This is a genomic window from Pseudomonas nitroreducens (assembly GCF_024170165.1).
Classification (GTDB): Bacteria; Pseudomonadota; Gammaproteobacteria; order Pseudomonadales; family Pseudomonadaceae; genus Pseudomonas; species Pseudomonas nitroreducens_C.
Map to the genome: position 1 here is coordinate 67246 of NZ_JALJXP010000012.1, position 23200 is coordinate 90445.

Consider the following 23200-nt stretch of genomic DNA (forward strand, 5'->3'; position numbering starts at 1 on the left):
TACACTGGACGCAGAAATGAAAAAGGCCCCTGTTCAGGGGCCTTTTTCAGACAGCGCGACGGATCACTCCTTCGGCGCCTCCATCTGTGCCCAAAGCGACGGACCACCCGCAGACTTCTCGATCACTGCCAGACGTGCCACATGCGCCTCGATCTCCGCATCGCTGGCGCGGATCACCCGCGTCAACCCACGCTCCGCCGCCAGGCGACGGATCGCCGAGGCCGTGGCACGGCCGCTGCCGTCCCCTTCTGCACCGTTGCCAGCCAGCGACAGGCTGGTCTGGCCACCGGTCATCGCCAGGTAGACGTCGGCGAGAATCTCGGCGTCGAGCAGTGCGCCGTGCAGATCACGGCCGGAGTTGTCGACGCCATAGCGCTTGCACAGCGCATCGAGGTTGTTGCGCTGGCCCGGGTGACGCTCGCGGGCCATCAGCAGGGTGTCGAGGATGCCGCAATAGTCGGCAACGTCGGCGCGCTCGCTCTGCCCCAGCAGGGCGAACTCGTTGTTGATGAAACCAACGTCGAACGCCGCGTTGTGGATGATCAGCTGGGCGCCCTTGATGAACTCGAAGAAGTCATCCGCCACTTCGCGGAAGCGCGGCATGTCCTTGACGTATTCATTGGTGATGCCGTGGACCGCGATGGCACCTTCGTCGATCTCGCGGTCGGGCTGCAGGTAGACGTGGAAGTGCCGACCGGTGAGACGGCGGCCCTCGAGTTCGACGCAACCGATCTCGATGATCCGGTGGCCGTCGGTGACCGGCATACCGGTCGTTTCGGTGTCGAGTACGACGCTACGCATTCTGTGTGAAACCTTCTTGCCATTGATGCGCCCGAATGGCTTCGGGCGCCCTTGATTCTGAGAGCCGGACGCTTAGCGCGGCAGCTCGCTCACGCCACGGTTGGCGAGCATGTCGGCGCGCTCGTTGCCGGGGTGGCCGGTGTGGCCGCGCACCCAGCGCCACTCGACAGTATGCCGGTTTACCTGCTCATCCAGCGCCTGCCACAGGTCGGCGTTTTTCACCGGTTGCTTGGCGGCGGTCTTCCAGCCGCGCTTCTTCCAGTTGACCATCCACTCGGTGATGCCCTGCATGACGTACTGCGAGTCAGTGACGATGCGCACCTCGCAATGCCGCTTGAGCGCGGCCAGGGCCATGATGGCGGCCATCAGTTCCATGCGGTTGTTGGTGGTTTCGGCCTCGCCGCCCCACAGTTCGCGCTCGGCGCCCTTGTAGAACAGCACGGCACCCCAGCCACCCGGTCCCGGGTTGCCCTTGCAGGCGCCGTCGGTGTAGATCTCGACTTTCTCTTCGCTCATTTGGCTCGCTTTCAGGACTCGGAATCGCGGCGGCTGACCTTGGCCACCGGCAGCGGCACCAGTTGGCCGCGCGGCTCGCGACGGGGCTGACGCAGGGGCCGCAGACCGACCACCAGCTTGCGCGCCACCAATAGATAGAAGCCGGCGCCAGAGCCTTGCAGGACGGGGCCCCAGGTCTCCATGCGGGCCAGACGGCCCTGCCATTTCGCCGATGCAAGCGGCGGACGATAACACCCGAAGCGGCGTTTCTCCAGCGCAAAGCCCAGCAGGTTGAGCCAGTCGCAGACCCGGTTCGGCGCGATGCAACGGGCACGGCGCAAGGCGTCGCGGGCGAAGTAATGGCGGATGCCCCAGGCGCTCCAGGGATTCACCCCGACCACCAGCAAGTGCCCGCCCGGTCGCACGCTGCGCGCGGCCTCACGCAGGAGCCGGTGCGGCGATAGGCAGAAATCCAGGCCATGCTGCAGCAGCACCACGTCAGCGGCATGCTCGCCCAGCGGCCAGGCCGCCTCGTCGCAGGCGATTTCCACACCGGGCAACGGTGGCCCGAGGCGCACGCCACGCTGGATATTGCCGACGCTCGCCGGCAACTCCGCATGCGGCCCGTAATGCACCAGATAGCCGCCGAAATAGCGCTCCAGTTCGTCGATCAGCAGTTGCTGTTCTTCGGCGAGCATCATTCCGCCCACCGGCCCGGACAGCCAGTGGCGGGCCTGGTCGATCAGTTCGAGCCAGTCGGCATCGGCCTGGGCGAAGGGTTCTTCGATCATCACTACCCCCCTGTGGGACAGCGCGACACAAAAGTGCGTATCCGCACTACTATGCGCCAATGCCCACCACTTGGCGACTTTCCACCCATGATACAGATAGATGCTCTGCCCGCCTTTTCCGACAACTACCTCTGGCTGTTGCAGGATGTGACCCGCCGCGAATGCGCGGTAGTCGATCCAGGTGACGCCGCGCCAGTCGAGCAATGGCTGCAGGCCCATCCCGGCTGGAAGCTGACCGATATCATCATCACCCACCACCATGCCGACCATGTCGGTGGCGTCGTTCGCCTCAAGACCGAAACCGGCGCCCGCGTACTCGGCCCGGCCGGAGAAAGGATTCCCGAACGCGATGTGGCGCTGGAGGACGGCGACCGTGTCACCGTACTCGGCCTGGATTTCGAGGTTATCCACGTGCCCGGTCACACGCTGGGGCACATTTCCTACTTCCATGACGACGCGGAACAGCCGCTGCTGTTCTGCGGCGACACCCTGTTCGCCGCCGGTTGCGGCCGGTTGTTCGAAGGCACGCCAGCACAGATGCACGCATCGCTGAGCCGACTGGCCGCCCTGCCCGGCAGCACCGCCGTGTACTGCGCCCACGAGTACACCCTGAGCAATCTGCGCTTCGCCTGCGCGGTGGAGCCGGACAACCCCGAAGTGCTGGCACGCTTCGAGGAAGTCAGCCGCTGGAGGGAACAAGGGAAGATCAGTCTTCCTTCTTCCATTGCTCTGGAGCGGGCTACGAATCCTTTCCTTCGCGTGTCGGAAACATCCGTTAAGAAAGTCGCCGACGAGCGGAGCGGCCAGCAAATCCGCACGCCGGAAGAGGTCTTTGCGACCATTCGCCGCTGGAAGGACCAGTTCTGAAGGCTGGCGAAATCTTGACCAGGGCCGGCTCGGTTTCTAGAATCGCCGAAATTTTTGCCCCGGACATAGTCATCAGCCAATGCCGCCCAAGACCAGAAAGACCTCCGATCTAGACGCATTGGCACGCGCCATCCGAGTCTCCATTGTCCTCCTCGCGGCGGGCCTGGCGGGCTGCCAGTCAACCCAGCAGAGCACCAGCGACAATCAGGCCCGCAGCGCCTCCCGCGCCGTCGACGTGCAGTTCAATCCCGCCTGGAACCAGGCCCAGAACGATATCTGGGAACGCATGCGTGGCGGCTTCCAGTTGCAGGACCAGCTCAATACCAACCCGCGCATCGAGCGTCAGCGCCTGTGGTTCATGAGCAACCAGTCGTTCCTGGAAAACGCCAGCGAGCGCGGTGCACCGTACATGCACTACGTCGTCGAGCGCCTGGAAGAGCGCGACATGCCGCTGGAACTGGCACTGCTGCCGATGATCGAGAGCTCGTACAACCCGATGGCCGTGTCGCGCGCCCAGGCCGTGGGCCTGTGGCAGTTCATCCCGAGCACGGGTACGCACTTCAACCTGCGCCAGACCAACTTCTACGACGGCCGCCGCGACATCACCGCGTCGACCAATGCCGCGCTGACCTACCTGAACCGCCTGCACGACATGTTCAACGGCGACTGGCTGCTCGCGCTGGCCGCCTACAACGCCGGGGAAGGTACCGTCAGCCGAGCGATCGAGCGCAACGAGCGCCTCGGCCTGCCCACCGACTACTGGAACCTGCCGCTGCCGCAGGAAACCCAGGACTACGTGCCCAAGCTGCTGGCCCTGTCGCAACTGGTGAATGCCCCGACCATCTACGGCATCAACCTCAGCCCGATCGCCAACCAGCCCTACTTCACCTCGATCCGCGTCAAGCCGGGCCTGGATCTTTCCCAGGTCGCCGCGGCGGGTGACCTGGACCAGGACGAACTGCAACAGCTCAACCCCGCCTTCAAACGCGGCGTGACCCTGGATGGCCCGCATCACCTGCTGGTGCCGCTGGCCAAGGCGGATTCCCTCAAGGCCGGTGTCGCGAACCTGGAGCCGGTACAGGTCAAGCCCCTGGTGGCATCGAAAAATGGCCATTACCGCGTGCGCAAAGGCGACAGCCTGCACAGCATCGCTCAGCGCTACCGTCTCAGCGTCGCCGAGCTCAAGGCCGCCAACCGTCTGAGCGCCAACCGCCTGCGCAATGGCCAGACCCTGGTCATCCCCGGACAGCCCGGCCGCCCGACCATCGAGCCGGAGAGCCCGCGCCAACTGGCCCAGGTCGAAAGCTCGAAGACCATCGCCAGCGCCCGGGTCGCTACTCGCAGCTACACCGTGAAGAATGGCGACACCCTGTGGAACATCGCCAAGAAGAACGGCGTCGAGGTCGCGGACCTCAAGCGCTGGAACAACCTGGACAGCCATGGCGTCAAGCCCGGCCAGACCCTCAAGCTGCAAAGCGCCGCTGCCACCCAGCTGGCCTCCAGCAGCAAGAGCAAGGCCAAGCAGGACACCGCGACCTACTACAAGGTCAAGCAGGGCGATTCGATGTACCTGATCGCCAAGCGCTTCAACGTCGAGATGCAGCACATCAAGCGCTGGAATCCGCGCAGTGGCCAGGCCCTGAAGCCGGGCCAGACCATCACGCTGTACCTCGACACCGCCAGCCGCTGAGCTTCATCCTGCGCCGGGGCGCACAGCCCCGGCCGCATGTCTTCTGGCAGCAAGGACAAGCTGCTACTGTACGACGCTAACCTCCTTCAGCCAGCCGGGATCGGATCCTACGCCTGATGCGTCGCTTGTCTCTCCTGCTCCTGGGACTCTTCCTGGGCCTCCCCGCCTCCGCCCAGATCACCGAGAGCCACGGCTACGCCCAGTTCGGCGACCTCAAGTACCCGGCCAGTTTCGACCACTTCGACTGGGTCAACCCCAAGGCGCCCAAGGGCGGCCTGCTGCGGCTGATGGGCCTGGGCACCTTCGACACGCTCAACCCCTACACCTTCAAGGGCAGCCCGCCGGTCAGCACCGCGGACTTCCTGCAGTACGGCGTCAGCGAGCTGAACGAGCCCCTGATGGTCGGGACCGGCCTGTACGACCCGTCCGGCGACGAGCCCGCCTCCAGCTACGGCCTGATCGCCCGCAGCGTGGAGTACGCCGAGGACCGCAGCTGGGTGGTGTTCAATCTGCGCCCGGAAGCCCGTTTCCACGACGGCAAGCCGATCACCGCCTACGACGTGGCGTTCTCCTATCGCACACTGCTGCACCACGGCCACCCGATGTACCGCACCAACCTGCAGGAAGTGCAGCGGGTCGACATCCTCTCGCCGACGAGCATCCGCTTCGTCTTCAAGCGCCACGACAATCCTCTGCTGATTCTGCGCCTGGGCGAAATGCCGGTGCTGCCGCAGCACTACTGGAAGGGCCGCGACTTCCAGGCCACCACCTTCGAGCCGCCGCTGGGCAGCGGCCCCTACCGGATCACCGAGGTGGAGCCGGGGCGCCGCCTGGTGTTCGAACGGGTCAAGGACTGGTGGGGCAAGGACCTGCCGGTGAACCGCGGCAAGTACAACTTCGATCGTGTCGAGGTGGACTTCTACCGTGACGCCGGCATCGCCTTCGAAGCCTTCAAGGCCGGCGAGTTCGACGTCTACATCGAGCACCAGGCGAAGAACTGGCGCAGCAACTACCGCTTCCCGGCCGTTCGCCGGGGCGACGTGCTGAAGGTGGAAATCCCCCACCAGATTCCCACCCAGACCCAGGCGCTGTTCCTCAACACCCGCCGCGCGACCTTCGCCGATCGCCGCCTGCGCGAAGCCCTGGGGATGATGTTCGACTTCGAATGGACCAACCGTGCGCTGTTCAACGATGCCTACGTGCGCGCCAGCAGCTACTACCCCAACAGCGCTCTCGCGGCCACCGGCGTACCCCAGGGCCAGGAGTGGCTGCTGCTCTCGCCGTACCGTTCGCAACTGCCCGAAGCGCTGTTCAAACGCCCCTTCACCGTGCCGGTGACCAAGGGTGCTGGCATCCCGCGGGAAACCCTGCGCCACGCTTTGGGTCTACTGGGCGAAGCCGGCTGGAAGCTCTCGGGGGATCGCCTGCTGGACGCCAACGGCAAGCAGCTGCGCTTCGAGATCCTGCTGGTCAACCCCAGCCTGGAACGCATCCTCCAGCCCTATCGCGAGAATCTCGCCAGCATCGGTATCGATGCGAGCTTGCGCACCGTGGACCGCGCCCAGTACAAACAGCGTCTGGACCAGTTCGACTACGACATGATTCTGATGACCCTGCCCCAGACCCTGAGCCCCGGCCTCGAACAATGGCAGTACTTCCATTCCAGCCAGGTGGCGGTGAAGGGCAGCAAGAACTATGCAGGCATCGCCAACCCCGTGGTGGACGCGATGCTCGAGAAACTCCTCGGCGCCACCAACCGCGACCAGCAGGAAGCCGCGGCACGCGCCCTGGACCGGGTGCTGCTGTGGCAGCACTACAGTATTCCCAACTGGTACCTGAACAAGCATCGACTGGCGTACCGCAACCGCTTCGCCTTTGTCACCACGCCGCCCTATACGCTGGGCCTGCGCGCCTGGTGGCAAAAAGACCAGGAGAACACCCTATGAAAAGCCCCCGCCGCGCCGCGCTCTGCGCCGGCCTGTTGCTGGGACTGCTGGGCAGTGCGCAGGCCGCGCCACAGCACGCCATCACCCTGTATGACGAGGCGCCGAAGTACCCGGCAAACTTCAAGCATTTCGACTTCGTCAATGCGGATGCGCCCAAGGGCGGCACGCTGCGCCTCTCCGACTTCGGCGGTTTCGACAGCCTCAACCCCTTCATCGCCAAGGGCAACTCCGCGCCGCAGATCAACCTGATCTACGACACCCTGACCTTCCACTCCCTCGACGAGCCCTTCACCGAATACGGCCTGCTCGCCGAGAAGATCGAGAAGGACCCGGAGCACCGCTTCGTCCGCTACTACCTGCGCCCCGAGGCGCGCTTCCAGGACGGCACGCCGGTCACCGCCGAAGACGTGGTGTTCACCTTCGAGACGCTGATGAAGGACGGCGACCCGATGTACCGCAACTACTACGCGGACGTCGACAAGGTGGTGGCCGAGGACAAGCTGCGGGTGCGCTTCGACTTCAAGCACGGCGACAACCGCGAGCTGCCGCTGATCCTCGGCCAGCTGTCGATCCTGCCCAAGCACTGGTGGGCCAGCCGCGACTTCAACAAGACCAACATGGAGCCGCCGCTGGGCAGCGGCCCGTACCGCATCGCCAAGGTCGAGGCCGGCCGTTCGATCCGCTACGAGAAGGTCAAGGACTGGTGGGGCGACAAGCTGGCGGTGAACCGCGGCTTCAACAACTTCGATGCCGTGGTGGTGGAGTCCTACCGCGACCTCACCGTCGCCCTGGAAGCCTTCAAGGCCGGGCAGTTCGACTTCAACGACGAGCGCATCGCGAAGAACTGGGCGACCGCCTACGACTCCCCCGCCGTGCGCGACGGCCGCATCGTTCGCGAGGAGCCAGTGAACGGCAACCCGTGGGGCATGCAGGCCTACGCCTTCAACATCCGCCGCCCGGTGTTCCAGGACCCGCGCGTGCGTGAGGCGATCACCAACCTGTTCGACTTCGAATGGACCAACAAGCAGCTGTTCTTCGGCTCCTACCTGCGCGATGGCAGCTACTTCGAGAACTCCGAAATGGCGGCCAAACAGCTGCCCGACGCCGAGGAGCTGAAGATCCTCGAGCCACTGCGCGACAAGCTGCCGCCCGAGGTCTTCACCCAGGTCTACGTGCCGCCCACCAGCGACGGCAGCGGCATCATCCGTGACCAGAAGCGCAAGGCCTACCAGCTGCTGCTGGAGGCCGGCTACAAGATCGAGAACGACAAGATGGTCGGCCCGGACGGCAAGCAGCTGAGCTTCGAGTTCATGCTCGCCCAGGCCGACTTCGAGCGCGTGCTGCTGCCCTTCAAGCGCAACCTCGCGGAGCTTGGCATCGACATGCAGCTGCGCCGGGTCGACGTCTCGCAGTACATCAACCGCCTGCGCTCGCGGGACTACGACATGATCGTCAGCAGCTGGCCGCAATCCAGCTCGCCGGGCAACGAACAGCGCGAATTCTGGCATTCCAGCAGCGCCGACAAGCCCGGCAGCCGCAACTTCATCGGCCTGCGCGATCCGGGCGTCGATGCCCTGGTGGAAGGCCTGATCAACGCCGGCTCCCGCGAAAGCCTGGTGCGCCACGCACGCGCCCTCGACCGCGCGCTGCTCTGGGGCCATTACGTGGTGCCCAACTGGTACCTGGGCAACTGGCGCATTGCCTACTGGAACCGCATCGCCCACCCGGAGAAACTGCCGCCCTACAGCTATGCGCTGCAGACCTGGTGGCAAGCCCGCGACAAGGCCGTACCGACCAGCACCGACGCCAAGGCCGCGAACGAAACGCCGGCTGACGGCACCGTCGCCCAAGGGGCCGAGTGATGCTGGCCTACATCCTGCGGCGTCTGCTGCTGATCATCCCCACCCTGTTCGGCATCCTGCTGATCAACTTCATCATCATCCAGGCCGCCCCCGGCGGCCCGGTAGAGCAGATGATCGCCAAGCTGGAAGGCTTCGACGCCGCCAGCGGCGGCGCCACCGGGCGCATCTCCGGCGGCGGCGGTGAAGTCGCCTCCGCCGGCACCCACTACCGCGGCGCCCAGGGCCTGGACCCGGAGCTGGTGAAGGAAATCGAGCGCATGTACGGCTTCGACAAGCCGGCGCCCGAGCGCTTCTGGATCATGCTCAAGAACTACGCACACCTGGACTTCGGCCAGAGCTTCTTCCGCGACGCCAAGGTCACCGACCTGATCGTCGAGAAGTTGCCCGTGTCCATCTCCCTCGGGCTGTGGAGCACGCTGATCATGTACCTGGTGTCGATCCCCCTGGGCATCGCCAAGGCGGTGCGCCACGGCAGCCATTTCGACGTCTGGACCAGCTCGGCGATCATCGTCGGCTACGCCATCCCGGCCTTCCTCTTCGCCATCCTGCTGGTGGTGCTGTTCGCCGGCGGCAGCTACTGGGACTGGTTCCCGCTCAGGGGACTGACGTCCAACAACTTCGACGAGCTGAGCTGGGCCGGCAAGGTCCGTGACTACTTCTGGCACCTCGCACTGCCGATCACCGCGCTGGTGATCGGCAACTTCGCCACCATCACCCTGCTGACCAAGAACAGCTTCCTCGACGAGATCGGCAAGCAGTACGTGGTCACCGCCCGCGCCAAGGGCCTGACCGAGCGCCGCGTGCTCTACGGCCACGTGTTCCGCAACGCCATGCTGCTGATCATCGCCGGGCTCCCCTCGGCCCTGCTGGGCATCTTCTTCACCGGCTCGCTGCTGATCGAGGTGATCTTCTCCCTCGACGGCCTGGGCCTGCTCAGCTTCGAGGCCGCGCTGAACCGCGACTACCCGGTGGTGTTCGGCACGCTGTTCATCTTCACCCTGTTCGGCCTGATCATGAAGCTGGTCAGCGACGTCCTCTACACGCTGGTCGATCCGCGCATCGACTTCGAGAACCGGGAGTAATCCGATGCGCCTGTCTCCCATCAATCAGCGCCGCTGGGCGCGCTTCAAGGCCAACAAGCGCGGCTGGTGGTCACTCTGGCTGTTCCTCACGCTGTTCATCCTCAGCCTGGGCGCCGAGCTGATCGCCAACGACAAGCCCCTGGCGATCCGTTACGACGGCGAGTGGTACTTCCCGGTGGTCAAACGCTATCCGGAAACCGCCTTCGGCGGCGAATTCCCCATGGAGGCGAACTACAAAAGCCCGTACATGCGCGAACAGATCGCGCAGAAGAACGGCTGGATTCTCTGGCCGCCGATCGCCTACAGCTACGACACCATCAACTACGACCTGCGGGTGCCGGCCCCTTCGGCGCCCAGCGCGGAGAACTGGCTGGGCACCGACGACCAGGCGCGCGACGTCATGGCGCGGGTGATCTACGGCTTCCGCGTGTCGGTGCTGTTCGCCCTGATCCTCACCGTGCTCAGCTCCGTCGTCGGTGTCGCCGTGGGCGCTCTGCAGGGCTTTTACGGCGGCTGGATCGACCTGCTCGGCCAGCGCTTCCTGGAAATCTGGTCGGGCCTGCCGGTGCTCTACCTGCTGATCATCCTCGCCAGTTTCGTGCAGCCGGGCTTCTGGTGGCTGCTGGGCATCATGCTGCTGTTCTCCTGGATGAGCCTGGTGGACGTGGTGCGCGCCGAGTTCCTCCGTGGCCGCAACCTGGAGTACGTGCGCGCTGCGCGCGCCCTGGGCATGCGCAACGGCGCGATCATGTTCCGCCACATCCTGCCCAACGCGATGATCTCCACCCTGACCTTCATGCCCTTCATCCTCACCGGCGCGATCGGCACCCTGACCTCCCTGGACTTCCTCGGCTTCGGCCTGCCCGCCGGCGCGCCGTCGCTGGGCGAGCTGGTCGCCCAGGGCAAGTCCAACCTGCAGGCGCCCTGGCTGGGCATCAGCGCCTTCGTGGTGCTGGCCGTGATGCTGAGCCTGCTGGTGTTCATCGGCGAAGCCGCCCGCGATGCCTTCGACCCGAGGAAATGACATGAGCCAGAACGAGAACCTCATCGAAGTCCGTGACCTGTCCGTCGATTTCCTCTGCGGCGATGAACAGGTGCGCGCGGTGGAACACATCAGCTTCGACATCCGCAGGGGCGAGACCCTGGCGCTGGTGGGTGAAAGCGGCTCGGGCAAGTCGGTGACCGCGCACTCCATCCTGCGCCTGCTGCCCTACCCCACCGCCAGCCATCCCTCCGGCAGCATCCAGTACGCCGGCAAGGACCTGCTCAAGCTGCCCGAGCGCAAGCTGCGCGGGATCCGCGGCAACCGCATCGCCATGGTGTTCCAGGAACCCATGACCTCGCTGAACCCGCTGCACACCATCGAGAAGCAGATCGGCGAAGTACTGGCCCTGCACAAGGGCATGAGCGGAAACCAGGCACGTGCCCGCACGCTGGAGCTGCTCGACCTGGTCGGCATCCCCAACCCCGCCAGCCGCCTCAAGGCCTACCCGCACGAGCTTTCCGGCGGCCAGAGGCAGCGGGTGATGATCGCCATGGCGCTGGCCTGCGAGCCGGAGCTGCTGATCGCCGACGAACCGACCACAGCGCTGGACGTCACGGTGCAGCTGAAGATCCTCGACCTGCTGCGCGACCTGCAGCAGCGCCTGGGCATGGCCATGCTGCTGATCACCCACGACCTCAACCTGGTCCGGCGCATCGCCCATCGCGTTTGCGTGATGAAGCGCGGCTGCATCGTCGAGCAGGCCGATTGCGAAGCCCTCTTCGCAGCCCCACAGCACCCCTACACGCGCGAATTGCTCGGTGCCGAGCCCAGTGGTACCCCTGCGCAGAACGAGCCAGGAGCGCCGCTGCTGGAGGTCGACGATCTACGCGTGTGGTTCCCGATCAAGAAGGGCGTGTTCCGCAAGACCGTCGACCACGTCAAGGCAGTGGACGGTATCGACTTCAGCCTGCCGCGCGGCCAGACCCTGGGCATCGTCGGCGAGAGTGGCTCGGGCAAGTCGACCCTGGGCCTGGCCATCCTCCGGCTGATCAGCAGCCAGGGCGGCATCCGCTTCGAGGGCCAGGCCATCGAAGGCATGAACCAGGCGGAAGTCAGGCCGCTGCGCCGCGAGATGCAGGTAGTCTTCCAGGACCCGTTCGGCAGCCTCAGCCCGCGCATGTCGGTGGGGCAGATCGTCGGCGAAGGGTTGGAGATCCATGGCATGGGCACGCCCGAGGAGCGCGAGCTGGCGATCATCGCGGCGCTCAAGGAAGTCGGGCTCGACCCGGACACCCGTCACCGCTACCCCCACGAGTTCTCCGGCGGCCAGCGGCAGCGCATCGCCATCGCCCGCGCGCTGGTGCTCAAGCCGGCGCTGATCCTGCTGGACGAGCCGACCTCGGCACTGGACCGCACCGTGCAGCGTCAGGTCGTCGAACTGCTGCGCGGACTGCAGGCCAAGTACAACCTGACCTACCTGTTCATCAGCCATGACCTGGCGGTGGTGAAAGCCCTCAGCCATCAACTGATGGTGATCCGCCACGGCAAGGTGGTCGAACAGGGGGTGGCAGACGAAGTCTTCGCCGCGCCTCAGCATGCCTACACACAGCAACTGCTGGAGGCAGCCTTCATGGTGCCCACGCAAGCCTGACAAGGAAGCAATGACATGGGGTTTCTCGCCGGTAAACGCGTACTGATCGTCGGTGTCGCCAGCAAGCTGTCCATCGCCTCCGGCATCGCCGCGGCGATGCACCGCGAAGGCGCCGAACTCGCCTTCACCTACCAGAACGACAAACTCAAGGGCCGCGTCGAGGAATTCGCCGCCGGCTGGGGCTCCAGCGCCGAGCTGTGCTTCCCCTGCGACGTGGCCAGCGACGCGGACATCGAAGCCGTGTTCGCCGCACTGGCGAAACAATGGGACGGCCTGGACTGCATCGTCCATTCAGTGGGGTTCGCGCCGGGCGACCAGCTCGACGGCGACTTCACCGAGGTCACCACCCGCGACGGCTTCCGCATTGCCCACGACATCAGCGCCTACAGCTTCGTCGCCCTGGCCAAGGCCGGCCGCGAGCTGATGCACGGCCGCAACGGCAGCCTGCTCACCCTCTCCTACCTGGGCGCCGAACGCACGATGCCCAACTACAACGTGATGGGCATGGCCAAGGCCAGCCTGGAAGCCGGCGTGCGCTACCTGGCCGGCAGCCTCGGCCCGGAAGGCACCCGCGTCAACGCCATCTCCGCCGGCCCGATCCGCACCCTCGCCGCCTCAGGCATCAAGAGCTTCCGCAGGATGCTCGCCGCCAACGAACGCCAGACACCGCTGCGGCGCAACGTCACCATCGAGGAGGTCGGCAATGCCGGCGCCTTCCTCTGCTCCGACCTGGCCAGCGGCATCAGCGGCGAAATCCTCTATGTGGACGGCGGCTTCAACACCACGGCGATGGGCCCACTGGCCGACGATTGAGGCTTTCCGCCGGACAAAGAAAAAGGCCGCAACAGCGGCCTTTTTCTTTGTCCGGAAAAAACAGGGGCCGCTTGCGCGGCCCCTGTTTCTTACTTCTTGGCGTCGTCGAATTTCTCGATCTTCGCCTGATCCTGCAGGTAGCGGCGGAAGGCAGCGAAGTCGTCCTGGCCGCTGCGCGAGGCGAGGAAGCGCTGGTACATCGCCTTCTCCTCCTCGGTCGGCTTGGCGGTCGGTTCGTTCACGCCACTGAGCTTGACCAGCACGAAGTCGCCGTTCTGCAGCGCGACACCACCCAGGCCGGGCTTGTCGGCGCCTTGCGGGCGAGCCATGCGGAACACGCTCTGCAGCACCACCGGGTCGACGCCTTCCTGACCACGGGCGGCAGCTTCCACGACTTTCCAGTCCTGGCCTTCCTGGGCCTGGGTCAGCGGAATCTTGCCGTCGCGCAGACCAGCCAGCAGCGCTTCACCGCGGGCCTTGGCGTCGGCAGCGGCATGCTCGACCTGCAGACGCTTGAGGATATCGGCACGCACCTGCTCCAGGGTTTCCTGTTCAGGCTTGTGATGCTCCTTCACGCGCAGTACGACCACGGTATCCGGGTCCAGCTCGATGGCGCCGCTGTTGGCAGCTTCTTCCAGCACTTCCGGGCTGAAAGCAGCCTGGATGACCTGACGGTTGGCGGTCACGCCTTCGCCGCCTTCCTTGCCGAACGGCTTGCTGGTCTGCACCTTCAGGCCCATGTCCTGAGCCGGCTGGCCCAGATCGGAAGCCTCGTAGGCGGAGCTTTCCAGTTGCTTGGTCGCGTCGACGAAGCGCTGCTCGACCAGTTGGGTCTTGGCTTCGTGCTCCAGTTTGGCCTTCAGGCTGTCGAAGGTCGGAACCTCCGGCGCTTCAACACCCAGCAGCTTGATCAGGTGCCAGCCGTAGGAGGTCTTCACCGGAGCGGAGACTTCGCCCTTCTTCAGCGCGTACAGCGACTCTTCGAAGGCCGGGTCATACACGCCACGACCGGCGAAGCCCAGGTCGCCACCGTTGGCGGCGGAGCCGGTGTCGTTGGACAGCTCCTTGGCCAGCTTGGCGAAGTCTTCACCCTTGTCCAGGCGTGCCTTGATCTCGTCGATCTTGGCCTTGGCCTGCTGGTCGGTCTGCTTGTCGTTCACCTCGATCAGGATGTGCGCGGCGTCGCGCTGCTCGGCCAGGCCGGCGATTTCCTTCTGATAGAGGGCATCGAGATCTTCCTTCTTCACCTCGACCTGATCGAAGAAGGCGGACTTCTTCAGCTCGACGTAGTCGATGGTGACCTGCTCGGGCGTCATGAACTCGGTGCTGTGGGCGTCGTAGTACGCCTTGATCTCGCTGTCCTCGACCTTGCTCTTGGCCGGGTCGGCCTTGAGCGTCAGGGTAGCGAAGTCACGGGTCTGCTTCTCCAGGCGGGCGAAGGCATTCAGCTCCTCATCAGTGACGAAGCCGGTGCCGGCAATCCCCGCGCGCAGCTGACCCATCAGCATTTCCTCGCCGAACATACGGCGGAACTGCATGCGGTCGTAGCCCATCTGGCGGATGACCTGGTCGAAACGATCAGCGCTGAACTTGCCATCCACCTGGAACTCAGGGGTCGACAGGATCAGTTGATCCAGCGCCTGCTGAGAGAAGGCGAACTTGTCGTTCTGCGCAGCCTGCAGGATCAGCTTGCGCTCGATCAGCGACTTCAGCGCCGAATCCTTGAGCAGCTTGTCGTCGAGCATGGACGCATCGAAGTCCTTGCCCAGACGCTGCATCAGCTGGCGACGCTGCATGTCCGCAGCCTGCTGCAGTTCCGGCAGGCTGATGTCATCACCGTTGACCTGAGCAGCGACGTTCTCGTGGTGGGTTGCGCGAATGATCTGATCGAACCCGGTCAAAGCCATGAGGACAACGATCACGCCCAGGATGGTCTTGGTGATCCAGCCTTGGGAATTGTCCCTGATGTTTTGCAGCATGCGGCCCCCGACGCGGCCACGGCTCACCGTCAATGGCGGCGCGGCGTGGAAAAAAGGCGGATATAAGAAAGGCGCATCCGAGGATGCGCCTTCTCGTAACTGGTGGAGCTTGCGGGCTTTGAGCCCGTGACCCCTGATGATTCCAACCGACCTACGCCAGCCGGGTCATCGCTCCGTGACCGGCCCAACCGAAGTTGAACCGGTCCAGGTCAAGTCCAAAAAGACGCTTAGTTGACAGCGTCCTTGAGGGCTTTACCGGCCTTGAAGCCCGGGATCTTAGCAGCAGCGATCTTGATCGGCTTGCCGGTCTGCGGGTTGCGACCGGTGCGAGCAGCGCGCTCTTTGACAGCGAAGGTGCCGAAGCCTACCAGTACGACGGAGTCACCAGCCTTCAGGGCGCCAGTTACGGACTCGATCACCGCGTCCAGAGCGCGACCGGCAACAGCTTTCGGGATATCAGCAGATGCGGCGATAGCATCGATCAGTTCCGACTTGTTCACTCTAAGTCCCCTTATTTCTGTTGAGTATGTTTCTATGTGTTAGGTGTAAGCAAAAGCAGGTGCTGGTTTGCCAACTGACAAAGCAAGTGCCGCTTTATAACAAGGGCTCAAAAACAGTGTCAAGAAAGCCCCCCAACTAATGCGTGCTGATTCGCTCCTTGGAATCAGACTCGCGCTTCTCATCCTTTGCAACCATCTCGGGAGCCGCATCGGGCAAGGGCTCCGGGGCGTATTGCAGCGCAATTTGCAGGACCTCGTCAATCCATTTAACCGGTTTAATAACGAGATCGGCCTTAATATTATCCGGAATTTCCCTAAGGTCCCGTACGTTTTCCTCGGGAATGATCACAGTCTTGATTCCACCCCGGTGCGCAGCCAGAAGTTTTTCCTTCAGGCCACCGATGGCCAGCACCTGCCCCCGCAGGGTGATCTCGCCGGTCATCGCAACGTCCGCGCGGACCGGGATCTGGGTGATCGCCGAAACCAGTGCGGTGCACATGCCGATGCCCGCGCTAGGGCCATCCTTGGGGGTCGCGCCTTCGGGCACGTGGATGTGAATATCGTGTTTTTCGTGGAAGTCCGGGGCGATGCCCAGGCTCTTCGAACGACTGCGAACTACGGTCAGCGCAGCAGTGATGGACTCCGCCATGACGTCGCCCAGCGAGCCGGTCTTGGTCAGCGCGCCCTTGCCGGGAACCATGGCCGATTCGATGGTCAGCAATTCGCCACCCACCTGGGTCCAGGCGAGACCGGTTACCTGGCCGATCTGGTCCTGCTGCTCGGCCAGGCCGTAGCGGAATTTGCGCACGCCCAGGTAGTTCTCCAGCGAATCCGGCGTCACTACCGCTTCGATGCGCTTGGCCTTGCCACCGTCCTTGACCGCTTTGCGGCAGACCTTGGCGATCTGACGCTCCAGGCTGCGCACACCGGCTTCGCGGGTGTAATAGCGGATGATGTCACGGGTAGCCGCTTCCTCGAACACCACCTCGCCCTTCTTCAGACCATTGGCCGCAGTCTGTTTCGGTACAAGATATTTCGAGGCGATGTTGATCTTCTCATCTTCGGTGTAACCCGGCAGGCGGATCACTTCCATGCGGTCCAGCAGCGCTGCCGGAATGTTCATGGAGTTCGCCGTGCAAAGGAACATCACGTCGGAAAGGTCGTAGTCGACTTCGAGGTAGTGGTCGTTGAAGTTGTGGTTCTGCTCCGGATCGAGCACTTCCAGCAGCGCCGACGCAGGGTCGCCGCGCATGTCGCTGCCCATCTTGTCGATTTCGTCGAGCAGGAACAGCGGGTTGCGCACGCCGACCTTGGTCATCTTCTGAATCAGACGACCGGGCATGGAACCAATGTAGGTACGACGATGGCCGCGAATCTCAGCCTCGTCACGCACGCCACCCAGGGCCATGCGCACGAACTTGCGGTTGGTCGCGCGGGCGATCGATTCGGCCAGCGAGGTCTTGCCCACGCCAGGCGGGCCGACCAGGCAGAGTACCGGGCCCTTGAGCTTCTTCACGCGCTTCTGGACGGCGAGATACTCAAGGATGCGCTCCTTGACCTCTTCCAGGCCGTAGTGATCGGCATCGAGGATGTCCTCGGCCTTGTCCAGGTCGTGGCGCACCTTGCTTTCGGCCTTCCACGGCACATTCACCAGCCAGTCGATGTAGGAACGCACCACAGTCGCCTCGGCGGACATCGGCGACATCTGCTTGAGCTTGTTCAGCTCGGCAGTGGCCTTGGCCAGGGCTTCCTTGGTCAGGCCGGCAGCATCGATGCGCTTCTTCAACTCCTCGACTTCGTTGTGGCCTTCGTCGATGTCACCCAGTTCTTTCTGGATGGCCTTCATCTGCTCGTTGAGGTAGTACTCGCGCTGGCTGCGCTCCATCTGCTTCTTCACGCGGCCGCGGATGCGTTTCTCGACCTGCAGCAGGTCGATCTCGGCATCCAGCATGGCCAGCACGTGTTCGACGCGGGCAGACAGCTCGGTAATCTCGAGGATTTCCTGCTTCTGCTCGATCTTCAGCGCCATGTGCGCGGCCATGGTGTCTACCAGACGGCCCGGCTCGTCGATGCTGTTGAGCGAGGACAGGACCTCTGCCGGGACTTTCTTGCCCAGCTGCACGTACTGCTCGAACTGGCTGAGCAGGCTGCGGGTGAAGACTTCTGATTCACGCTCGCCGACGGAGGCCTCGTCAATGATCGACACTTCTGCGCGGCAGTAGGCTTCCTCGTCGATGAAACGCTCGACCTGGCCGCGCTGCTCGCCTTCTACCAGCACCTTGACGGTGCCGTCGGGCAGTTTCAGCAGCTGCAGGACGGTGGCCACGGTACCCATGCGGTACAGGCCATCGGCGCCCGGATCATCGTCGGCCGGATTCTTCTGCGCCAGCAACAGGATCTGCTTGTCACTGGTCATGGCGGCCTCGAGGGCCTCGATGGATTTCTCTCGTCCCACGAACAGCGGGATGACCATGTGCGGATACACCACTACGTCACGCAGGGGCAGCAGGGGCAACTCGACGAGTGTTTTCATGATATTCGGCTCTACAGCGGCACTTGGCCAAAACGATGGGATTGGACCCTTCGGCCTAAGATGGGGTTAGGACTGGGAAAAAACAAGCGCGGTAGATGGGAAGAAAAAAGGGGCCCTAGGGCCCCTTCTGGTTTCAGGCGTCAGGTGCAGCCTTGGCCGGCTGCTCGCTGTTCTCGTAGATCAGCAGCGGCTGGGAGGAGCCCTCGATGACGCTTTCGTCGATCACCACCTTGCTGACATCGTTCTGCGAGGGGATCTCGTACATGGTATCGAGCAGGATGCCTTCGAGGATCGAACGCAGGCCACGGGCGCCGGTCTTGCGCTCCAGCGCGCGACGGGCGACGGCCTTGAGCGCGTCCGGACGGAACTCGAGGTCCACGCCTTCCATTTCGAAGAGCTTGGCGTACTGCTTGGTCAGCGCGTTCTTCGGCTCGGTCAGAATCTGCATCAGCGCAGGCTCGTCCAGCTCGTCAAGAGTCGCGATGATCGGCAAGCGACCGACGAACTCGGGGATCAGGCCGAATTTCACCAGATCTTCCGGCTCGACCTCACGCAGCGCTTCGCCGACCTTCTTGCCCGCTTCCTGGCTGCGAACCTCGGCGTTGAAGCCGATGCCGCCCTTGGTGGAACGGTTCTGGATGACCTTTTCCAGGCCAGCGAACGCGCCACCGCAGATGAACAGGATGTTGCGGGTGTCGACCTGCAGGAACTCCTGCTGCGGGTGCTTGCGGCCGCCCTGGGGCGGTACGGAAGCCACGGTGCCTTCGATCAGCTTCAGCAGGGCCTGCTGAACGCCTTCGCCGGACACGTCGCGGGTGATCGACGGGTTGTCGGATTTGCGCGAGATCTTGTCGATTTCGTCGATGTAGACGATACCCATCTGGGCTTTCTCGACATCGTAATCGCACTTCTGCAGCAGCTTCTGGATGATGTTCTCGACATCCTCGCCCACGTAGCCAGCCTCGGTGAGGGTGGTGGCATCGGCGATGGTGAAGGGAACATTGAGCAGACGCGCCAGGGTCTCGGCAAGCAGGGTCTTGCCCGAGCCGGTCGGCCCGATCAGCAGGATGTTGCTCTTGCCCAGTTCGACGTCGTCCTTGCGCTCACGCTGGTTCAGGCGCTTGTAGTGGTTGTACACCGCTACTGCCAGGGTTTTCTTGGCACGTTCCTGGCCGATCACGTACTGATCGAGGATGGTGCGGATCTCTTTCGGCGCCGGAAGCTTGTGCGCACTGCTCTCCGCCTGTGCTTCCTGCACCTCCTCACGGATGATGTCGTTGCACAGGTCGACGCACTCGTCGCAGATAAAGACCGAGGGGCCGGCAATCAACTTGCGCACTTCGTGCTGGCTCTTGCCGCAGAAGGAGCAATACAGCAGCTTGCCGTTGTCCTCGCCGTTGCGGGTGTCAGTCATTCGATCGTTCCAATCGGGGATATACGTGAAGGACAAGATGAAGGCATTCGCAGGCATTTTCAAGCCCGCGAGCGGCCGGATTACCGGCCGCGGTACAGCGGAGAGACTCAGCTAGCGGAAGGACGCTGAGTGAAGACCTGATCGATCAGACCGTATTTGACGGCCTCGTCGCCGCTCATGAAGCGGTCACGGTCGGTATCGCGGGCGATGACGTCCAGCGGCTGGCCGGTGTGGTGCGCCAGCACCTGATTCAGGCGCTCCTTGATGAAGAGGATTTCCTTGGCATGGATCTCGATGTCCGAGGCCTGGCCCTGGAAGCCGCCCAGCGGCTGGTGGATCATCATGCGCGAATGCGGCAGGCAGTAGCGCTTGCCAGCGGCGCCGCCGGCCAGCAGCAGGGCACCCATGCTGCACGCCTGACCCACGCAGATGGTGGACACGTCGGGCTTGATGAACTGCATGGTGTCGTAGATCGACATGCCAGCGGTCACGGAACCACCCGGGGAGTTGATATAGAGGTGGATGTCCTTGTCCGGGTTCTCGGCTTCGAGGAACAGCAGCTGGGCAACCACGAGGTTGGCCATGTAGTCCTCGACCTGGCCGACCAGGAAGATGATCCGCTCCTTCAGCAGGCGCGAATAGATGTCGTAGGAACGCTCACCGCGGGCGGACTGCTCCACCACCATCGGCACCAGACCACCAGCGGCCTGAATGTTCGGAACTTGCGGCATATAAGGATTATGCATGTCCGACGATCACTCCCTAATAAAAAGTCATGTCTCTATAGACGCACAAGCCAGCCCGAAGGCTGGCTTGTGACAATCGAACGAAGCGCTGGATCAGGCCGCTTGCGGAGCTTCTGCAGGCTTGACCGCGTCTTCGTAGGATACCTGCTTGTCGGTCACATTGGCCTTCTGCAGGACAGTATCTACAACTTGTTCTTCCAGTACAACCGAACGAACTTCGTTCAGTTGCTGGTCGTTCTTGTAGTACCAGGAAACAACCTGTTCCGGCTCCTGATAGGCGGAAGCCATCTCTTCGATCATTTCGCGAACGCGGGCTTCATCAGCCTTGAGCTCGTGCTGCTTGACCAGCTCGGCGACGATCAGACCCAGCACGACGCGGCGCTTGGCCTGCTCTTCGAACAGCTCGGCCGGCAGTTGGTCGGGCTTGATGTTGCCACCGAACTGCTGGACAGCCTGGACGCGCAGACGATTGACTTCGTTGCCGATCAGGGCCTTCGGAACTTCGATTGGGTTGGTCTCGACCAGACCTTCCATCACCTGGTTCTTCACCTTGGACTTGATGGCCTGACGCAGTTCACGCTCCATGTTCTTGCGAACTTCGGTGCGGAAACCTTCCAGAGTGCTTTCCTTCACGCCGAACAGAGCGAAGAACTCTTCGTTCAGTTCCGGCAGCTTCGGCTCGGCGACGCTGTTGACGGTAGCGGTGAACTCGGCGGCCTTGCCGGCCAGATCCAGGTTCTGGTAGTCCTCGGGGAAGGTCACGTTCAGAACGCGCTCTTCACCGGCCTTGGCGCCGACCAGGCCTTCTTCGAAGCCCGGGATCATGCGGCCGGAGCCCAGCACCAGCAGGGTGCCCTTGGCGGAACCGCCAGCGAAGGCTTCGCCGTCGATCTTGCCAACGAAGTCGATGTTCACCTGGTCGTCGTTCTGAGCGGCGCGGTCAACGGCTTCGAAGCGGGTGTTCTGCTTGCGCAGGATTTCCAGCATGTTGTCGAGATCGGCATCAGCCACGTCAGCCTGCAGGCGCTCGACCTTGATGCCGTCGAAACCGGCAACCTGGAACTCGGGGAAGACTTCGAAGGTAGCGATGTACTCGAGGCCCTTCTCTTTCTCGAACACTTTCGGCTCGACGGAAGGAGCACCGGCCGGGTTCAGCTTCTGCTCGACCACGGCTTCGTAGAAGGTTTCCTGGATCAGGTCACCGAGGGCTTCCTGACGAGCGGCGGCTTCGTAACGCTGACGGATCACGCTCATCGGCACCTTGCCGGGACGGAAGCCAGGAACCTTGGCGCGACGAGCGGTCTGCTGCAGACGCTTGTTGACTTCGGTCTCGATGCGCTCGGCCGGCACGCCAACGGTCATGCGGCGCTCAAGAGCGGAGGTGCTTTCAACGGAAACTTGCATGGATATTCCTCGTGGCACAGACGTAAGCCGGTCCTTCCGGCTCCCAGAATCAAGGGCAAGCATTCTAGTAGCTAGAAATGCAGAAGTCACCCTGAGTGGAAGCTGCGGAAATTCACGGATGCGAGAGCTTATGGAAAGAAGATGGTGCGGACGGAGAGACTCGAACTCTCACAGCTTGCGCCACCGGAACCTAAATCCGGCGTGTCTACCAATTTCACCACGTCCGCAGGGTACCGCAGAAACGAAAACGCCAGGCTCTAGGCCTGGCGCTTCGGAATATGGGGTGGACGATGGGAATCGAACCCACGACACCAGGAGCCACAATCCTGTGCTCTACCAACTGAGCTACGCCCACCATATTACATTTGCTTGTACCGAACGCCACTTGGCGCACCCGGCAGGACTCGAACCTGCGACCATCCGCTTAGAAGGCGGATGCTCTATCCAGCTGAGCTACGGGCGCTTTAGTGGCGGCAACCCTTGCTAAGCAGACTCAGTGGAAACCACCGAATCGGTTGGCACCGCCTCTTTCGTGTTTCAGGCTGTGCTCGGCAAGCGGGGCGCATGTTATCGATGAGGCCATACCCCGTCAACAACTTTTTTAAAAAAAGTTCAAAGAGATAAAGGAGTTACGCCAAATCAGGGGCTCCCGCCTTTGCCTTAGGGAGGCAGCATGCGAAAATGCGCGCCTTCTTTTCACCCGCCTTAATGGTTATCCCCCCGACATGACTGCAAAACTGATCGACGGCAAAGCGATCGCCGCCAGCCTCCGCCAGCAGATTGGCCAACGCGTCAACGAACGCCGCCAGCAAGGACTGCGCATCCCCGGCCTGGCTGTGATCCTGGTCGGTAGCGACCCCGCCTCTCAGGTCTATGTCGCGCACAAGCGCAAGGACTGTGAAGAGGTCGGCTTCCTCTCCCAGGCGTACGACCTCGCCGCCAGCACCACCCAGGACGAACTGCTGGCACTGATCGACCGCCTGAACGCCGACCCGGCCATCGACGGCATCCTCGTCCAACTCCCCCTCCCCGCCCACCTCGATGCCTCCCAGTTGCTGGAGCGCATCAGCCCGGACAAGGACGTGGATGGTTTCCATCCCTTCAACATCGGCCGCCTGGCCCAGCGCATCCCGCTGCTGCGCCCCTGCACCCCGAAAGGCATCATGACCCTGCTGCAAAGCACCGGCGTCGACCTTTACGGCATGGACGCAGTGGTAGTCGGCGCATCGAACATCGTCGGCCGCCCCATGGCGCTGGAACTGCTGCTGGGCGGCTGCACCGTCACCGTGACCCACCGCTTCACCCGTGACCTGGCCGACCACGTACGCCGCGCCGACCTGGTGGTCGTCGCTGCCGGAAAGCCGGGCCTGGTCAAGGGCGAATGGATCAAGGAAGGCGCCATCGTCATCGACGTGGGCATCAACCGCCAGGCCGACGGCAAGCTGGTGGGCGACGTCGAGTATGAGGTTGCCGCCGAGCGCGCCAGCTGGATCACCCCGGTTCCGGGCGGCGTCGGCCCGATGACCCGCGCCTGCCTGCTGGAAAATACCCTGTACGCCGCCGAACACCTGCACCCCTGACAGGTTTCGATGCGCAAGAAAAAGGCCGCTGATCAGCGGCCTTTTTCGTTTTCGGAGGACA

18 protein-coding genes and 3 tRNA genes are annotated in these 23200 nt (G+C 63.4%); 9 read left to right on the forward strand and 12 right to left on the reverse strand.

Annotated features, from left to right (window positions below):
- Positions 1-63: 63 nt before the first annotated feature.
- The 3 genes from dnaQ to J2T47_RS22150 all read right to left on the reverse strand — a co-directional run bounded on the left by dnaQ (position 64) and on the right by J2T47_RS22150 (position 2084).
- Positions 64-801: a DNA polymerase III subunit epsilon gene (gene dnaQ, locus J2T47_RS22140; RefSeq protein WP_253451657.1), complete on the reverse strand. Its 738-nt coding sequence runs from the start codon at positions 799-801 to the stop codon at positions 64-66.
- 72 nt (positions 802-873) lie between these two features.
- Positions 874-1317 carry a ribonuclease HI gene (rnhA, locus tag J2T47_RS22145; protein ID WP_253451659.1) on the reverse strand — a complete coding sequence of 148 codons (444 nt, stop codon included), beginning with the start codon at positions 1315-1317 and terminating at the stop codon, positions 874-876.
- A gap of 11 nt (positions 1318-1328) precedes the next feature.
- On the reverse strand, positions 1329-2084 hold the full coding sequence (locus J2T47_RS22150) for a class I SAM-dependent methyltransferase (RefSeq protein WP_253452029.1): 756 nt from the start codon (positions 2082-2084) through the stop codon (positions 1329-1331).
- A 90-nt stretch (positions 2085-2174) separates the two neighbouring features.
- On the opposite strand from J2T47_RS22150, the gene gloB reads away from it, so the two are divergent.
- The 8 genes from gloB (at position 2175) to fabI (ending at position 12983) form a co-directional block, all read left to right on the forward strand.
- Positions 2175-2954 carry a hydroxyacylglutathione hydrolase gene (gene gloB, locus J2T47_RS22155; protein ID WP_253452031.1) on the forward strand — a complete coding sequence of 260 codons (780 nt, stop codon included), beginning with the start codon at positions 2175-2177 and terminating at the stop codon, positions 2952-2954.
- Between the two features lie 79 nt (positions 2955-3033).
- A complete protein-coding gene (locus J2T47_RS22160; RefSeq protein WP_253451661.1) occupies positions 3034-4644 on the forward strand; it encodes a lytic transglycosylase in 1611 nt (536 codons plus the stop codon).
- Between the two features lie 116 nt (positions 4645-4760).
- Positions 4761-6590, forward strand: coding sequence for an extracellular solute-binding protein (locus J2T47_RS22165; RefSeq protein ID WP_253451662.1), 1830 nt, complete (start codon positions 4761-4763; stop codon positions 6588-6590).
- Complete coding sequence (locus J2T47_RS22170; RefSeq protein ID WP_253451664.1) at positions 6587-8452, forward strand: extracellular solute-binding protein; 1866 nt, start codon at positions 6587-6589, stop codon at positions 8450-8452. Before J2T47_RS22165 ends, J2T47_RS22170 begins: the two co-directional genes overlap by 4 nt.
- A complete protein-coding gene (locus J2T47_RS22175; RefSeq protein ID WP_253451666.1) occupies positions 8452-9534 on the forward strand; it encodes a microcin C ABC transporter permease YejB in 1083 nt (360 codons plus the stop codon). Before J2T47_RS22170 ends, J2T47_RS22175 begins: the two co-directional genes overlap by 1 nt.
- 4 nt (positions 9535-9538) lie before the next feature.
- Positions 9539-10558 carry an ABC transporter permease gene (locus J2T47_RS22180; protein ID WP_253451668.1) on the forward strand — a complete coding sequence of 340 codons (1020 nt, stop codon included), beginning with the start codon at positions 9539-9541 and terminating at the stop codon, positions 10556-10558.
- A 1-nt stretch (position 10559) separates the two neighbouring features.
- Positions 10560-12170, forward strand: a complete 1611-nt coding sequence (locus J2T47_RS22185; RefSeq protein ID WP_253451670.1) for an ABC transporter ATP-binding protein — start codon at positions 10560-10562, stop codon at positions 12168-12170.
- A gap of 15 nt (positions 12171-12185) precedes the next feature.
- On the forward strand, positions 12186-12983 hold the full coding sequence (gene fabI, locus J2T47_RS22190; RefSeq protein WP_253451672.1) for an enoyl-ACP reductase FabI: 798 nt from the start codon (positions 12186-12188) through the stop codon (positions 12981-12983).
- An 89-nt stretch (positions 12984-13072) separates the two neighbouring features.
- Here fabI and J2T47_RS22195 read toward each other — a convergent pair whose 3' ends face one another.
- The 9 genes from J2T47_RS22195 to J2T47_RS22235 form a co-directional block, all read right to left on the reverse strand.
- On the reverse strand, positions 13073-14962 hold the full coding sequence (locus J2T47_RS22195) for a SurA N-terminal domain-containing protein (protein WP_253451674.1): 1890 nt from the start codon (positions 14960-14962) through the stop codon (positions 13073-13075).
- Between the two features lie 227 nt (positions 14963-15189).
- Positions 15190-15462 carry a nucleoid-associated protein HU-beta gene (gene hupB / locus J2T47_RS22200; RefSeq protein WP_003087931.1) on the reverse strand — a complete coding sequence of 91 codons (273 nt, stop codon included), beginning with the start codon at positions 15460-15462 and terminating at the stop codon, positions 15190-15192.
- A gap of 136 nt (positions 15463-15598) precedes the next feature.
- Positions 15599-17995 (reverse strand): endopeptidase La, encoded by a 2397-nt coding sequence (gene lon, locus J2T47_RS22205; protein ID WP_253451675.1) that lies wholly within the window; start codon positions 17993-17995, stop codon positions 15599-15601.
- Positions 17996-18128: 133 nt separating this feature from the next.
- Complete coding sequence (gene clpX / locus J2T47_RS22210) at positions 18129-19409, reverse strand: ATP-dependent Clp protease ATP-binding subunit ClpX (protein WP_017519553.1); 1281 nt, start codon at positions 19407-19409, stop codon at positions 18129-18131.
- A gap of 107 nt (positions 19410-19516) precedes the next feature.
- Positions 19517-20155 (reverse strand): ATP-dependent Clp endopeptidase proteolytic subunit ClpP, encoded by a 639-nt coding sequence (gene clpP / locus J2T47_RS22215; protein WP_081516473.1) that lies wholly within the window; start codon positions 20153-20155, stop codon positions 19517-19519.
- Between the two features lie 93 nt (positions 20156-20248).
- Entirely contained in the window at positions 20249-21559 is a 1311-nt protein-coding gene (gene tig / locus J2T47_RS22220) for a trigger factor (protein WP_054907730.1), read from the reverse strand.
- A gap of 142 nt (positions 21560-21701) precedes the next feature.
- Positions 21702-21786, reverse strand: a tRNA-Leu gene (locus J2T47_RS22225).
- Between the two features lie 52 nt (positions 21787-21838).
- Positions 21839-21914, reverse strand: a tRNA-His gene (locus J2T47_RS22230).
- A 31-nt stretch (positions 21915-21945) separates the two neighbouring features.
- Positions 21946-22022 (reverse strand) — tRNA-Arg (locus tag J2T47_RS22235).
- 262 nt (positions 22023-22284) lie between these two features.
- Here J2T47_RS22235 and folD point away from each other — a divergent pair.
- The gene (folD, locus tag J2T47_RS22240; protein ID WP_253451677.1) at positions 22285-23139 is read left to right on the forward strand and encodes a bifunctional methylenetetrahydrofolate dehydrogenase/methenyltetrahydrofolate cyclohydrolase FolD; all 855 of its coding nucleotides are present in this window, start codon (positions 22285-22287) and stop codon (positions 23137-23139) included.
- Positions 23140-23200: the final 61 nt, after the last annotated feature.

Bases quoted from the DNA above. Each gene is read 5' to 3' on its own strand.
- J2T47_RS22195 (WP_253451674.1), bottom strand. From the start codon at position 14,962: ATGCTGCAAAACATCAGGGACAATTCCCAAGGCTGGATCACCAAGACC.
- tig (WP_054907730.1), bottom strand. From the start codon at position 21,559: ATGCAAGTTTCCGTTGAAAGCACCTCCGCTCTTGAGCGCCGCATGACC.
- rnhA (WP_253451659.1), bottom strand. From the start codon at position 1,317: ATGAGCGAAGAGAAAGTCGAGATCTACACCGACGGCGCCTGCAAGGGC.
- J2T47_RS22160 (WP_253451661.1), top strand. From the start codon at position 3,034: ATGCCGCCCAAGACCAGAAAGACCTCCGATCTAGACGCATTGGCACGC.
- clpX (WP_017519553.1), bottom strand. From the start codon at position 19,409: ATGACTGACACCCGCAACGGCGAGGACAACGGCAAGCTGCTGTATTGC.
- J2T47_RS22180 (WP_253451668.1), top strand. From the start codon at position 9,539: ATGCGCCTGTCTCCCATCAATCAGCGCCGCTGGGCGCGCTTCAAGGCC.
- folD (WP_253451677.1), top strand. From the start codon at position 22,285: ATGACTGCAAAACTGATCGACGGCAAAGCGATCGCCGCCAGCCTCCGC.
- J2T47_RS22185 (WP_253451670.1), top strand. From the start codon at position 10,560: ATGAGCCAGAACGAGAACCTCATCGAAGTCCGTGACCTGTCCGTCGAT.
- lon (WP_253451675.1), bottom strand. From the start codon at position 17,995: ATGAAAACACTCGTCGAGTTGCCCCTGCTGCCCCTGCGTGACGTAGTG.
- J2T47_RS22175 (WP_253451666.1), top strand. From the start codon at position 8,452: ATGCTGGCCTACATCCTGCGGCGTCTGCTGCTGATCATCCCCACCCTG.
- J2T47_RS22170 (WP_253451664.1), top strand. From the start codon at position 6,587: ATGAAAAGCCCCCGCCGCGCCGCGCTCTGCGCCGGCCTGTTGCTGGGA.
- clpP (WP_081516473.1), bottom strand. From the start codon at position 20,155: ATGCATAATCCTTATATGCCGCAAGTTCCGAACATTCAGGCCGCTGGT.
- J2T47_RS22165 (WP_253451662.1), top strand. From the start codon at position 4,761: ATGCGTCGCTTGTCTCTCCTGCTCCTGGGACTCTTCCTGGGCCTCCCC.
- gloB (WP_253452031.1), top strand. From the start codon at position 2,175: ATGATACAGATAGATGCTCTGCCCGCCTTTTCCGACAACTACCTCTGG.
- dnaQ (WP_253451657.1), bottom strand. From the start codon at position 801: ATGCGTAGCGTCGTACTCGACACCGAAACGACCGGTATGCCGGTCACC.
- fabI (WP_253451672.1), top strand. From the start codon at position 12,186: ATGGGGTTTCTCGCCGGTAAACGCGTACTGATCGTCGGTGTCGCCAGC.